Below are 13130 nucleotides of genomic sequence, written 5' to 3'. Positions count from 1 at the left end.
CTTCTGTCGAGTTATCGGTTGTTTTTAGCTCCATTTTTGAACAATAAACAACCATTTATCCATATCTAATTTTCTGGGGATTCCTCAGCCCACCGGGAGAGGGGACCCTGACCTCCCTCTCCCGGTGGGAGAGGGCCGGGGTGAGGGTAATAACCCTGAGGTACTCCCATGAAATTCCCACTCCTGTTCGCACTGTTTACCTTCACCCTGCCACCTGCTTTTGCCGCCGCCATTCCTGTTCGCGTTGCCACCGTGGAACAAACTACCCACGCTGCTGAGCGCCAGATCCCGGGCCGCATCGAGGCGATTCACACCGTTGAGTTGCGCGCACGCACGGAAGGCGTGATAACCAAAATCAACTTCCGCGACGGGCAATATGTGAAAAAAGGCGACGTGCTGTTCGAACTGGATGATGCCGAGCCGCGTGCTGCCGTGCGTCTGGCTCAGGCCGAGGTGACGAGCGCCGAAGCCACGCTGCGGCAGGCGCAGCAGCAGCTCTCCCGTTTTGAAAGCCTGGGCAACAACAACGCCATCAGCCGCCACGATGTGGATAACGCCCGTATGCAGCGCGATGTTGCCCGCGCTGCGCTGGAACAGGCGAAAGCCCGGCTGGAAACCCGCAACGTGACGCTGGGGTACACGCGCATCACATCACCGATTGCCGGGCGCGTGGGGCACAGCAACTTCCACGTCGGCAGCCTGGTCAACCCCGCAAGCGGCGTACTGGTGGAGGTGGTGCAGCTGGATCCGATCCGCATCGCTTTTGCGCTGGAAGAGGGCGCCTTTGCCGCTAAAGTCGGCAAGCATACCGATCTCCGCGCCATGAAGCAGGCCTGGCATGCGTTAATTGACAGCAACGGCCAGCGCATCGTCGGCGAGCTGACGTCGGTGGACAACCGCATCGACCCGCGCACCGCCAGCGTAATGCTGCGCGCCGAATTCGCCAATCCACGCCATCAGCTGCTGCCCGGCGGCAATGTGAATGTTTTTCTGCGGCCCGCCAGCGCAACGCCTGTTATGACGCTGCCCGCCGCTGCCGTACAGCAGAATGACGACGGTTTCTTCGCCTGGGTGGTAAACGCCGACGGCAAGGCGGAAAAACGTCCGCTGACGATCGCCGGACAGATCGGGCAGCAGTTCCAGATCGCCTCTGGCGTACAGCCTGGTGAGCGAGCGATCGCTGACGGCGTGCAGCGTGTTCAGCCCGGCGCTGCCGTCCAGATACTGAATTAAGGAGCCATCATGCTGACGTTTTTCATCAAACGCCCGCGCTTTGCGATGGTGATTGCGCTGGTCATTACCCTGTTGGGGGCTATCGCGCTGAAGCTAATCCCGGTGGAGCAGTATCCGCAGATCACGCCGCCGGTCGTGAATGTGTCAGCGTCATGGCCGGGGGCCAGCGCGGCTGACGTGGCCGAGGCCATCGCCACGCCGCTGGAGACCCAGCTTAACGGCGTGGACCACATGCTGTATATGGAGTCCACCAGTTCGGATGAAGGCACTTACAGTCTGAACATCACGTTTGCTGCCGGGACAGACCCGGATCTGGCCGCCATCGACGTGCAAAACCGCGTGTCGCAGGCCACGGCACAGCTACCGGCCGAGGCACAGCAAAACGGCGTGCAGGTGCGCAAGCGCGCCACCAACCTGATGATGGGGGTAAGTCTTTACTCACCGGAAAACACCCACACGCCGCTGTTTGTCAGCAACTACGCCAGCACTCAGGTGCGCGAGGCGCTGTCCCGTTTGCCCGGCGTCGGGCAGGTGCAGATGTTTGGCGCGCGCGACTACAGCATGCGCATCTGGCTGCGGCCCGATCGCATGAACGCGCTCAACGTCACCACCGACGACGTGGCGCAGGCGCTGCGCGAGCAGAACGTGCAGGGCGCGGCAGGCCAGGTCGGTACACCACCGGTCTTTAACGGCCAGCAGCAGACCCTGACCATCAACGGGCTGGGGCGCTTAAACCAGGCAGAAGAGTTTGCCAACATCATCATCCGCGCGGGCGAGATGGGGCAACTGGTGCGCCTGCAGGACGTTGCCACCATCGAACTTGGCTCACGCAGCTACAGCTCCGGCGCGCAGTTGAACGGGCATGACTCCGCCTATCTCGGCATTTACCCCACTCCGTCTGCTAACGCCCTGCGCGTCGCCGGGGCGGTGCGTGCAGAGCTGGAGCGTCTCTCGACGCGCTTCCCGGACGACCTGGTTTATGAGGTGAAATTCGACACCACCACCTTCGTGGCTGCCACCATTAAAGAGATTGGCGTCTCCCTGGCGCTGACGATGCTGGCGGTGGTGGTGGTCGTCTCCCTGTTCCTGCAGAGCTGGCGCGCCACGCTGATTGTCGCCCTTGCCATTCCGGTGTCGCTGGTGGGCACCTTTGCGGTGCTCTACACGCTTGGCTATTCCGCCAACACGCTCAGCCTGTTCGCCATTATTCTGGCGCTGACCATGGTGGTGGATGACGCCATCGTGGTGGTGGAGAGCGTCGAAACGCTGATGGCGGAAGGGCAGAGCCGGACGGCGGCGACCGCGCTGGCGCTGCGCCAGATTGCCGGGCCGGTGATCGCGACGACGCTGGTGCTGCTGGCGGTATTCGTGCCGGTGGCGCTGCTGCCGGGGATTGTCGGCGAGCTGTACCGCCAGTTTGCGGTCACGCTCTCCACCGCCGTAACGCTCTCAAGCCTGGTGGCGCTAACGCTGACACCCGCGCTGTGTGCGCTGCTGCTGCGTCCGCGTCCGGCGCAGCCCGCGGCGATTTTCCGCGGCTTCAACCGGGGGCTGGAGGCCACGCGTAGCCTCTACTCCCGCATGGTGAGTATATTCACCCTTCGTCCGTGGCTGGCACTGCTGGCCACCGCAGGCGCGGCGGCTGTGGTGGTGTTCAGCTTTATGTCGATGCCTAAAGGCTTCCTGCCGCAGGAAGATCAGGGCTACTTCTTCGCCAGCGTTCAGTTGCCGGAAGCGGCCTCGCTGGAGCGCACCGAGGCGGTGATGGTTACGGCACGCGAATTAATTGCTAAACATCCGGCGGTGGAAGACGTGATTCAGGTCTCCGGGTTTAACATCCTCAACGGCACCAGCGCCTCCAACGGCGGGTTTATCTCCATCATGCTGAAGGACTGGAGCGAGCGTCCGCCGCTGGATGAAGTGATGGGTACCCTTCAGCGCCAGCTGCTGGCGCTGCCGGAAGCAACCATCATGACCTTTGCCCCGCCGACGCTGCCGGGGCTGGGCAACGCTTCCGGCTTCGACCTGCGTATTCAGGCGCAGGCGGGGCAGAGCCCGGCGGAGCTGGAGCGCATCACCCGCGAGGTGCTGGTGAAAGCCAACCAGCATCCGCAGTTGAGCCGCGTATTCACCACCTGGAGCAGCAACGTGCCGCAGCTGACGCTGACCGTTGACCGCGAGCGCGCGGCGCGTCTCGACGTACCGGTGTCACGCATCTTCAGCAGCCTGCAGACCGCATTTGGCGGCACGCGTGCCGGCGATTTCAGCGTCAACAACCGCGTCTACCACGTGGTGATGCAAAATGAGATGCAGTGGCGCGAGCGCGCCGGGCAAATCAGCGAGCTGTTTGTGCGCAGCAACAACGGTGAGCGGGTGCGCCTGAGTAATCTCGTGACCATCACGCCCACCGTTGGCGCGCCGTTCCTGCAGCAGTACAACCAGTTTCCGTCGGTGTCGGTGAGCGGTTCCGCGGCGGAAGGGGTGAGCAGCAGCACTGCGATGGCGGCGATGGGCGACATTCTGGCGCAGAGTCTGCCCGCCGGGTACGACTACGCCTGGAGCGGCATGTCGTACCAGGAGCAGCAGACCGGCAATCAGGCAATCTGGATCGTGCTGGCGGCGGTGGTGATGGCGTGGCTGTTCCTCGTCGCCCAGTACGAGAGCTGGACGCTTCCGGCGAGCGTAATGCTCTCGGTGCTGTTCGCCATCGGCGGGGCGCTGGTCTGGCTGTGGATAGCCGGCTACGCCAACGACGTGTATGTGCAGATTGGCCTGGTGTTGCTGATAGCCCTTGCTGCCAAGAACGCGATCCTTATCGTCGAGTTTGCCCGCGCGCGGCGCATGGAGGGGATAGCAATTGTCGATGCGGCTCGCGAGGGGGCATCACGCCGCTTCCGTGCGGTAATGATGACGGCGGTATCGTTCATCATTGGCGTCCTGCCAATGATGCTGGCGACCGGGGCGGGTGCCCAAAGCCGTCGCATCATTGGTACTACGGTATTCAGCGGTATGCTGGTGGCGACCGTAGTGGGGATCCTGTTCATCCCCGCACTGTTTGTGCTGTTCCAGCGCCTGCGCGAGTGGGGGCATAGCCTTACGGACTCGTCGCCCACAGCTCGCAGTGCTTCTGAACCAGAGAAATAAGCGAGCCGCCGTCGGCGATAAAGTCCCGCATGCGCTGCGCCTCGCTCTTGCCCTGCTTTAACAGCAGGGCAAGTTCCTTAATCGCGCTCGTCGCGCCGAGTTTCTCGGCCGATGGCGCAACCTGCTCCAGCAGCCAGGCAAGATCTTCCGCCACCGTCTTATGCTCGCCGGTATGCACGTCCGTCAGTATGCCCTCAAGCCCGTAGCGACACGCCTGAAAACGGTTAAAGCGATACAGCAGAAAATCCCTCTCCTGATGCTTATACGGCCGGGTGGTCAGCAGCCAGTGGGATGTCGCCTGGATCAGCCCGGCGATATTGATCGCATGGCCGAGCGTCAGCGGCGTATCCATCACCCGCACCTCAACAGTGCCAAAATGTGGGCTGGGACGGATGTCCCAGTGCAGATCTTTAATGCTGTCGATCATGCTGGTTGAGCTCAGGCGGCGAAACAGCCCCTCGAACTCCTGCCAGTTGTTGACCCACGGCATCTGCCCGTTATCCGGGAACCCGGAAAAGATATTGAGTCGCGAGGAGGCAAACTTTGTGTCCGTGCCCTGCATGTAGGATGATGCGGCGGCCAGGGCGATAAAGTGCGGGACAAAGCGTGACAGGCCATGCAGCAGATAAATCGCGTCATCGCCGGTCCGGCACCCGACATGCACGTGCTGGCCAAACACCGTCGCCTGTAAAATCAGATAGCCAAAGCGCTCCAGCGTGATGTTGTAGCGCTCGTCATCGCACACCTCCTGCCGCTGCCACTTCTGGAACGGATGCGTCCCGCCGCCGCAGATCTGAATATGATGCTCCGCCGCCGCCCGCAAAATGCTCTGCTGCATCATGGAGAACTGTGCCGCCGCCTGATCGATGTTCTGGCACACGCCGGTGGCAATCTCAAGCATGCTTTCGGTGATATCGTGTTTAACTTCACCGCCTTTGATGTCGTCTTTAACGGCGGCGATAAGCGCGGAAGAGTCCTGGCTCAGATCGTATCCCGGTGGGTTAACCACCTGCAGCTCGAGTTCGATGCCAAGGGTATAGGGTTCAGAGGATTTGAAATCGGGTAAAGGCATGGCGCACTCCGTTGTCTGTCGTGTGTTGAGTATAGACAACGACGTGGCGCTCACTTTTTACAGTGGTATAACTGTTAGCAGGCTTAGCGAAAAGGGGAGTTAACCATGTCTGACAATCCAGTGATTGCGCTGATTGGTCCTGGTGCAATTGGTACCACCATCGCCGCGGTGCTACATGACGCTGGCCGCACGCCGCAGTTGTGCGGACGCACCGCACATCCTGAACTGCGTCTGCGCGACGACGAAGGTGAAACGGTCGTGCCGGGTCCGGTATTAACCGACCCGTCCGTCGTCACGCGTCCCGCCGATCTGGTTTTTGTGGCGGTAAAAACGACGCAGAACGCCGACAGCGCCGGGTGGCTTCGCGCCCTGTGCGATGAAAACACGGTGGTCTGCGCCCTGCAAAACGGCGTGGAGCAGAAAGCCCAGTTGGAGCCGTGGGTTAATGGCGCAACGGTGCTGCCGTCGGTGGTCTGGTTCCCGGCGCAGCGCGAGCCGGATGCCTCCGTCTGGCTGCGCGCCAAACCGCGCCTGACGCTGCCGGACGTTCCGCAGGCAAAACGGGTGGTAGACGCGTTGCAGGGCACACGCTGTGCGGTTGAGTTGTCGGCTGATTTCGCCACTGTCGCCTGGCGCAAGCTGCTGCAAAACGCGGTGGCCGGGCTGATGGTGCTGGCCAACCGTCGTGCCGGGATGTTTTCGCGCGAGGATATCAGCGCGCTGGGGCTGGCGTATCTGCGCGAAGGCCTTACTGTCGCCCGTGCCGAGGGGGCAGCGCTCAATGATGACGTTGCGCAGGAGATCCTGGCGAACTTCCAGCGCGCACCGGCCGATTTAGGCACCTCGATCCTTGCCGACCGTCAGGCCAACCGCCCACTGGAGTGGGATATCCGCAACGGCGTGATCCAGCGCTATGGCCGCGCGCACGGTATTCCGGTGCCCATCAGCGATGTGATAGTGCCGCTGCTGGCGGCGGGGAGCGAGGGGCCGGGCTAACGGCCGCTGTTTTTCCGTTCGGCAAAGTAGTGCGCGGGCGTGGTGCCCATCGCTTTGCGAAACATGGTGATAAACGCATTCACGGATTCATACCCGAGTTTTGTTGCCACATTCTGCACCGGGGCACCGCTCGCCAGCTCCTGCAGGGCGATAATCAGGTGCAGCTGCTGCCGCCATCGCCCAAAGCTCAGCCCGGTCTCGCGCTGCATCAGACGCGCAAATAAAATAAAAATATATTTAAAATCAATTTGTTCCTGTATTTTTGCTTAAAGGGATGCTATCGAAAATACAACACTGCTCCGGCGATAACGATTGATACCAATCCTAAAACGGAGAAAGCATACTCGACGATAAACCAGTTTTTGAGGTGAGGTGGCAAGTCTTTGATGAATGCAACATCATCATTTGTACTGTCAACTGAGCTTTTACCAAAGATCAAAGGGTTCACGATAAAGTTGATCTTCGCTGCGTAACCTGAGCTAAACCCTATAGAATCGGCATTATCGAAGATAATCGATCCGGCAGGGAGAGAACCAAACTTTTCTTTATACAGCGTGCAGATCGCGGAGAAGCGCTTTTTGTTGAGAAATGAGAGGAACGCGACCGCGATACCACAGCAGAGGCTTAACCCCGCGAATCCGCAGATAATCAGATCAGAGAGAGTGAACATTTATTTAACAACCTCGTAAATTTTCTCTCCTGCAAACTCCCCAACGTTGCTGCCAACTTCACCGACACCATACCCAACGGCTCCAGAAACTATTACGCCACATGCTAACGCGCCAACGGCTCCGACTTCTACAGTTAACGCGCCGAGCACTACCGCACATGCCGCAGTGGCTCCACTATACACTGCTGAGGATGTGTAAATACCCGCAGCAGTACCAACACTGAATCCGCCGACCTGAGTAAATGCCGCTTTTTCACAATCGCTCCCAACGGTGCAGGCTTCATAAACTTTGTCCAGCCTGTTAGCGCCATCGAGAGCAATACCGACATAGCCAACTGCTTTCATCATCTTCACGTATTTTGCTGCGTTCTCCATGAAGGTGGCGTAGCCTTCAATGTCAGCAACCCCCGTTTGATTCCAGCGGTGAGTGATAGAACTGGTCGATAGTCCTAATGCTCGCTTGATGTCCGGGTAGTCTTGCAAGGCGAGTTTGTGACGGGTGAAATCAGTGAGAATGCTATCAAGTTCACCGAATAGCTGCCGCCTCTGCACATAGAACTGTTCGCTGATCAATGATCCACTGGTAATGTACTGATTTTTGTACGCTTGCTGAATCCTGGTCAAAACATTTTCGATCTTCTCAAAGTATTTACCAGCAGCATCTGAAGCAACCCCGGCTGTCGTACTGGCACGTGAAGTAAACAGATCAATGGTGTCTTTGTTCTTATGAAGAAAGTTAGCTTCCTGGATAGTCAGTGGTTCTAACGCTGCATCAACCCTCGCTTTCGCGGCTTTCATGTGGGCAATCTGTTCCTCGTCCTGCTTTTCAGGATCAACCAGAAGCATAATCGAACCAGCTTTGTATTTTTCATCGGGGCCGTTCAGCGTAGCGAATAGTTCCTTTGCTCCCGCTGGCGGGTTTTCGGTGAATAGCAGACGTTGCCAGGCTTCTGTAGTGCCGCCATAGGGGAGAACGGCAAAACCAGCGTCTATGCCTGTTTTCTTCTTCGCTGTCTGGGCGTGTTGTTCCGGTTCTGATTCAATCGGTTCTGGGAGTACAGGAATCCCTACGGGGTGAGACAGATCAGTGTATGTTACTGTTTCTTCTCCACCAAGTTCGTAACCATCGTCAAAGTTTGAAGGAACGAATTTCGATTTGCAGGGGCAGGAGCTATAGCTGTGCAGCGTTCCGGCGATCCTTTTACCATGTATATAGTCGGTATCAAGCCCGCCACAGATACGGTAACGACCTGGATATTTACCACAGGTCACTTGATGACCTTCACAGGACATGTCTCTACCGAAAAACTGATGATCACTCCATCCTTCAATAATCCTACCGCCGCATACTGTCTTATCGCCCCTGAATAAAAAGTACCCCTTAACGCCCATCAGTGCTTACTCCCTGGCATGGTTCAGAATCCTTTCGGGAATGTATCACCTTCACGAAATACCAGTCTGCCGCTGGACTGTGGTGTTGAGATTATTTCTTCTCCGTTATCGAGCATACTGCCAACCAGTGCCGCAGATGCGCCTTGCATTAAACGCGCTACACCTGCACCGGAAATAATAGTGGCTTCACTGCCGTCAGCGTAAACAACTCTATCTCCAACCCGCGCCATCTTATACCCACCAGTTGGACTGCCTGCCGAAGCATTGCGGATCACTCCCCCGTTGCGGGTAATGCTTCCCACTACAGCGAATCGGAAAATGGAGGCTAATGGGCGACTAACTTGTTTATTAAAATCCTCAAGCTCTTCACGTGTCTTGCTGTCACAGCTTGCTAAAAAATCTTCGTCGTAGTGTTCCTGTGAGGAGGATTCTCGGATTTCAGGCGTGATCTCGTTGGTGTATTGCTGCATAAATCCCTCTACTTTATATGGAAATAATCCCTGCGGTCATTTTACAAACAATGACCACATGCACAACAAGTATTAAATCTAAGTGAAACTACGTTTCGTAAGAGAAGGTTATAGTCATGAAATCACTGCTCTCTTTACTGGCTCGCTATACGCTGACGTTAAGCGTCGTCGCGGCGGCCAATTATCATGGCGCACTTGCCGCTGATGGGTTATGACCCTGTCCTCACGGGGCACGTGGAGAGCATCGGTCATGGGATTGGCGATAACAATGACGAGACCGGCGGGCTGGGTCTGCCCGACGTGGAGCCCACCTTCAGTTGGGTGCGGCTGGCGCAGCGCGTGCCGGTGCGCATTCATATCGACACCTTACCGAAGGGGGTTGAGCTGGTGGCGGGCCTGTCGGCGAGCGTGGCGGTGGGACAATAATCTGGGGATAGTCAGCCTTAAACACATATGCGAAACTTACCGCTTCTGAAAAAATGTGGTGGGACCCGCTCAATGTCAGAACCATCTTCGCAGTGCCTGTTTAATGAAGGAATGATCGCTTTTCCCGAGGGCTACCAGGATCGTACCGTCAATGTCTTCGCGCCGCCTGCAGCGGATGCGCCAGCATTCAACATCTCCCGTGATACCCTCAACTCCGGCGAAGCGCTTGCCGCGTATATCGATCGCCAGCTCGCCCTGATGGCAAAACACATCAAGGGCTGGAAGCAGGGTGAACGCAGTGCCGCAACGCTCGGCGACGGCCTTTTGCAGGGTGAAATTGTCCACGCCAGCTATCTGCGCGACGGGAAACGCATCTGGCAGCAGCAGGCCGTGTTTAATGCCGAGGGCGATAACATTCTGGTGTTCACCATGACCTGCACCCGTACGCTGGGCGATACGGACTGCGCGCTGTTCGGCGATCTTCTCAGGAGCTTTCGCTTCCACCATTAACACCAGGGATAGTCGTTATGTTTGAAGCTGCACGCGTTGGTGATGATATCGGCCACTCCGGTGCGCTGGCCGGGATGATTGCCGGAACGATTGTCGGTGGCCTGATTGCCGCCGCCGGGGGCATTCTGGCGGGGGCGATGTTTATTGCCGGTCTCGGCGCATCCTGCCTTGGCGTGGGTGTGCTGCTCGTCGGCGCAAGCCTGGCCGTGGGGTATTACACCGGGGAGCTGGCGACCGCCGCCCGGGACAGTATCGCCGACGCCGGGGCATCCAGTATGACGAAGAAAGGTGTCATCACCTCCGGCTCGCCCAATGTGTTTATCAACAGCAAACCCGCCGCCATCGCGACGGACAGCGCGGTGAAGTGCTCGGACGACGGCTCGCAGCAGATGGCCGAAGGCTCTAAGCGCGTCTCGATTAACAGCCAGCCTGCGTCCCGCATCGGGGATCGCACCACCTGCGACGCGAAGGTGATGACCGGCTCGGACAACGTCTTCATCGGCGGAGATCCGCAGCAAACCCTGCCCATTCAGTCTGAAGTGCCCGAGTGGCTCTATAAAGTCTCCGATCTTACTCTGCTGTTCGCCGGGCTTCTCGGTGGCTGGGGCGGTGCCGCCGGCAAAGTCGGGGCGCTCTCTAAGCTGCTGGGCAAAATCCCAGGGATCAATAAGCTGGCCCGTATCGCCTGCCGCGCTGGCACGCTGATGACCGGCGTAGCGGCCGCGGGGATCATCGCCCGTCCGGTGGATATCGTCAGCGGACAGAAGTTTCTCAGCGGGGATGATGAACTCGATTTCGTTCTGCCGTCACGCCTGCCGGTGCGCTGGCAGCGCTACTGGCGCAGCGGCAACCCCGGTGACAGCGTGCTGGGCCGCGGCTGGAGCCTGTTCTGGGAAAGCCGACTGGAGCCCTATCAGGACGGGCTGGTGTGGCGTGCGCCGTCCGGCGATTACGTTGCCTTCCCGAACGTGCCGAAAGGGATGCGCACCTACTGCGAGAGCGAAAAAAACTGGCTTGAACATCACCATGACGACAGCTGGTCGGTGTATGACGTCAGCGGCGAGCGCTGGCACTATGCGCCGCTGCAGGATGACGCACCGTCACTGCTTCAGCGCATCTCAGAACCCTGCGGCAACGATATCCTCTTCGAGTGGAATGCGGATAATACCCTGCATGCCCTGACCGACAGCGCGGGCCAGCGCGTGGTCTGCCGCTACGACCGTGACAGGCTCGCCAGCGCCTGGCTGGATGACGAGATTTGCCTGGTCAGTTACGCTTATGATGAACAGCGCCAGCTGGTCTGTGTGACCGGCCGGGGCGGTAGCGTGCGCCGACGCTTCCGCTGGCAGGACGGGCTGATGAGCGCCCACGAGGACGCCAACGGGCTGCTGAGCGAATACCGCTGGCGGGAGATTGACGGCCTGCCGCGCGTGGTCGGTTTCCGCCACAGCGGCGGCGAACAGCTGACGTTCGAATACGATTTTGAAAACGGCATCCGTCGCGCCATTCGTGATGATGGTGCGCAGGCGCACTGGCTGATTGACGACGACGACAACGTCGCGCGTTTCACGGATTACGACGGCCGCCAGACGACGTTTGTCTACCGCGACGGCGAGCTCAGCGATGTCATTCTGCCCGGTGGTGCGATGCGCTGCACTACCTGGGATAAGTATGGCCGCATGACCAGTGAGACGGACCCGGCAGGCCGTCGCACAGAATATTACTGGTATCGTCTGACCGACCGCATCACCCGGACGGTCCACCCGGATGGTACTTCATCGCAGGCCATGTACGACCTTCGCGGTCGTCTGCTGTCGGAAACGGATCCGGCCGGTAACACCACCGCGTATCACTATCCCGATGAGGAAGAGAACCTGCCTGAGAGCATCACCGATGCCCTCGGCGGCGTGGTACGTCTGGTCTGGAACATCCAGGGGCTGCTGACGCAGCGCACCGATTGCTCCGGCAGCGTGACCCGCTTCACCTACGACCGCTTCGGGCAGCTGATTGCCAGCGAGGATGCGGAAGGGAATATCACGCGTCGGGAGTGGAACAACGCCGGGCTGCTGAGCGTCGTGATCCATCCGGACGGCAGCCGCGAGTCGCTGGTGTGGAACGAACGCGGCCAGCTTACGGGCTGGCGCGACCCGCTGGAAAGCGAGGTGCGCTGGGCCTATAACGCGCTCGGCCTCCCGGTCAGCCTCACCGATCGTATTGGCCGCGTGCGCCAGTGGCGCTACGACCCGCGCGGTAACCTGCTGCGGCTCGATAACGGCAACGGGGCGGAATACCGCTTCACCTACGACGCCGTGGGCCGACCGCTCAGCGAAACGCGCCCGGACGAGACCGTGCGCCATATGGAATGGGACGCGCGAGGGTTCCTCTGCGCGCTCGAAGAAAACGGCCGACCTGCCGCCGACGGCGGTATTGCCCGCCGCGTCCAGCAGTTCAGCTATGACGACAGCGGGCTGCTGATCGGGCGCACTCAGCGCCACGCGGAGTACCGCTACGTCCGCGACCTGAGCGGCCAGATCACCCACATCCGCCGCACGCCAACCGCCGAAGGCGTTGCCCTGGGTATCGAAAGCGATGAGATTGCTTACCGCCACGATGCCGCCGGGCGCGTGCTGAGCGAGTCCGGCATTAACGGCGCGGTGGGCTACGAGTGGGATGCCCTGAGCAATCTGACCGGTCTGACGCTGCCCGGCGAGCAAAAGCTGGCCTGGCTGCACTATGGCTCCGGCCATGTCAGCGCCATCCGCTTCGGGCAGCAGCTGGTGACCGAGTTCACCCGCGACCGCCTGCACCGCGAGGTGCGCCGCACCCAGGGCGCGCGCGAGCAGCTCCGTCAGTATGACAGCCTTGGCAGACGCACCCTGCAGCGCAGTGAGCTAAGTACGGACGTGACCCTGCCGGAGCAGGCGCTACTGGAACGCCTGTATCGCTACACCGCGCGCGGCGAGCTTTCCGGCGTCAGCGACACCCTGCGCGGTGAGGTGGACTACGGCTACGACGCCGAAGGGCGTCTGCTGAAGCACTACGAGGCCCGACAGGGGCACAGCCGCGCGCAGTTCAGCTACGACGCCGCGGATAACCTCGCCGCCAATGACGATCCGGTACCGGTCACGGATAACCGCCTGCAGCACTGGCAGGCGCTGTTTATGAAATACGACCACTGGGGCAACCTGGTCAGCCGCCGCAACGGACTGTATGAACA

Annotated in this window: 9 protein-coding genes and 2 pseudogenes; 6 read left to right on the top strand and 5 right to left on the bottom strand. The window is 59.7% G+C overall.

Going from position 1 to position 13130, the window contains the following annotated elements; all coding sequences use genetic code 11:
* Positions 1–168 precede the first annotated feature (168 nt).
* Entirely contained in the window at positions 169–1233 is a 1065-nt protein-coding gene (locus tag AC2FAK_RS22620) for an efflux RND transporter periplasmic adaptor subunit (protein ID WP_095454668.1), read from the top strand.
* Between the two features lie 9 nt (positions 1234–1242).
* The gene (locus tag AC2FAK_RS22615; RefSeq protein ID WP_095454667.1) at positions 1243–4377 is read left to right on the top strand and encodes an efflux RND transporter permease subunit; all 3135 of its coding nucleotides are present in this window, start codon (positions 1243–1245) and stop codon (positions 4375–4377) included.
* Here AC2FAK_RS22615 and AC2FAK_RS22610 read toward each other — a convergent pair.
* Positions 4328–5449, bottom strand: coding sequence for a YbdK family carboxylate-amine ligase (locus tag AC2FAK_RS22610; RefSeq protein WP_095454666.1), 1122 nt, complete (start codon positions 5447–5449; stop codon positions 4328–4330). The genes AC2FAK_RS22615 and AC2FAK_RS22610 overlap by 50 nt on opposite strands.
* Positions 5450–5554: 105 nt before the next feature.
* Between AC2FAK_RS22610 and AC2FAK_RS22605 the strand changes: the two genes are divergently transcribed.
* Complete coding sequence (locus tag AC2FAK_RS22605) at positions 5555–6445, top strand: oxidoreductase (protein ID WP_058651683.1); 891 nt, start codon at positions 5555–5557, stop codon at positions 6443–6445.
* Here the strand turns inward: AC2FAK_RS22605 and AC2FAK_RS22600 are convergent.
* From AC2FAK_RS22600 to AC2FAK_RS22585, 4 genes and pseudogenes are all read right to left on the bottom strand, one after another.
* Positions 6442–6663, bottom strand: a pseudogene (locus AC2FAK_RS22600) (helix-turn-helix domain-containing protein); the annotation flags it as partial. The gene AC2FAK_RS22605 and the pseudogene AC2FAK_RS22600 sit on opposite strands and share 4 nt — an antisense overlap.
* A 59-nt stretch (positions 6664–6722) precedes the next feature.
* A complete protein-coding gene (locus tag AC2FAK_RS22595; protein WP_170942736.1) occupies positions 6723–7115 on the bottom strand; it encodes a hypothetical protein in 393 nt (130 codons plus the stop codon).
* Positions 7116–8507, bottom strand: a complete 1392-nt coding sequence (locus tag AC2FAK_RS22590) for a PAAR domain-containing protein (protein ID WP_095454664.1) — start codon at positions 8505–8507, stop codon at positions 7116–7118.
* Positions 8508–8530: 23 nt separating this feature from the next.
* Positions 8531–8977, bottom strand: coding sequence for a PAAR domain-containing protein (locus tag AC2FAK_RS22585; RefSeq protein ID WP_095454663.1), 447 nt, complete (start codon positions 8975–8977; stop codon positions 8531–8533).
* A gap of 189 nt (positions 8978–9166) precedes the next feature.
* On the opposite strand from AC2FAK_RS22585, the pseudogene AC2FAK_RS22580 reads away from it, so the two are divergent.
* The 3 genes and pseudogenes from AC2FAK_RS22580 to AC2FAK_RS22570 form a co-directional block, all read left to right on the top strand.
* Positions 9167–9403: pseudogene (locus AC2FAK_RS22580) on the top strand (efflux transporter periplasmic adaptor subunit); the annotation flags it as partial.
* A gap of 72 nt (positions 9404–9475) precedes the next feature.
* Positions 9476–9913: a DcrB-related protein gene (locus tag AC2FAK_RS22575; protein WP_095454662.1), complete on the top strand. Its 438-nt coding sequence runs from the start codon at positions 9476–9478 to the stop codon at positions 9911–9913.
* A 17-nt stretch (positions 9914–9930) separates the two neighbouring features.
* On the top strand, positions 9931–13130 hold a 3200-nt coding region (locus tag AC2FAK_RS22570), incomplete at its 3' end, for a PAAR domain-containing protein (protein WP_485453330.1).

Source organism: Enterobacter cloacae complex sp. 394F7 (assembly GCF_057320385.1).
The sequence above is the reverse complement of the archived record's forward strand: the minus strand, read 5'-3'. Positions and strand labels throughout refer to the sequence as shown.

Bases quoted from the DNA above. Each gene is read 5' to 3' on its own strand.
- AC2FAK_RS22610 (WP_095454666.1), bottom strand. From the start codon at position 5,449: ATGCCTTTACCCGATTTCAAATCCTCTGAACCCTATACCCTTGGCATC.
- AC2FAK_RS22595 (WP_170942736.1), bottom strand. From the start codon at position 7,115: ATGTTCACTCTCTCTGATCTGATTATCTGCGGATTCGCGGGGTTAAGC.
- AC2FAK_RS22575 (WP_095454662.1), top strand. From the start codon at position 9,476: ATGTCAGAACCATCTTCGCAGTGCCTGTTTAATGAAGGAATGATCGCT.
- AC2FAK_RS22605 (WP_058651683.1), top strand. From the start codon at position 5,555: ATGTCTGACAATCCAGTGATTGCGCTGATTGGTCCTGGTGCAATTGGT.
- AC2FAK_RS22585 (WP_095454663.1), bottom strand. From the start codon at position 8,977: ATGCAGCAATACACCAACGAGATCACGCCTGAAATCCGAGAATCCTCC.
- AC2FAK_RS22615 (WP_095454667.1), top strand. From the start codon at position 1,243: ATGCTGACGTTTTTCATCAAACGCCCGCGCTTTGCGATGGTGATTGCG.
- AC2FAK_RS22620 (WP_095454668.1), top strand. From the start codon at position 169: ATGAAATTCCCACTCCTGTTCGCACTGTTTACCTTCACCCTGCCACCT.
- AC2FAK_RS22590 (WP_095454664.1), bottom strand. From the start codon at position 8,507: ATGGGCGTTAAGGGGTACTTTTTATTCAGGGGCGATAAGACAGTATGC.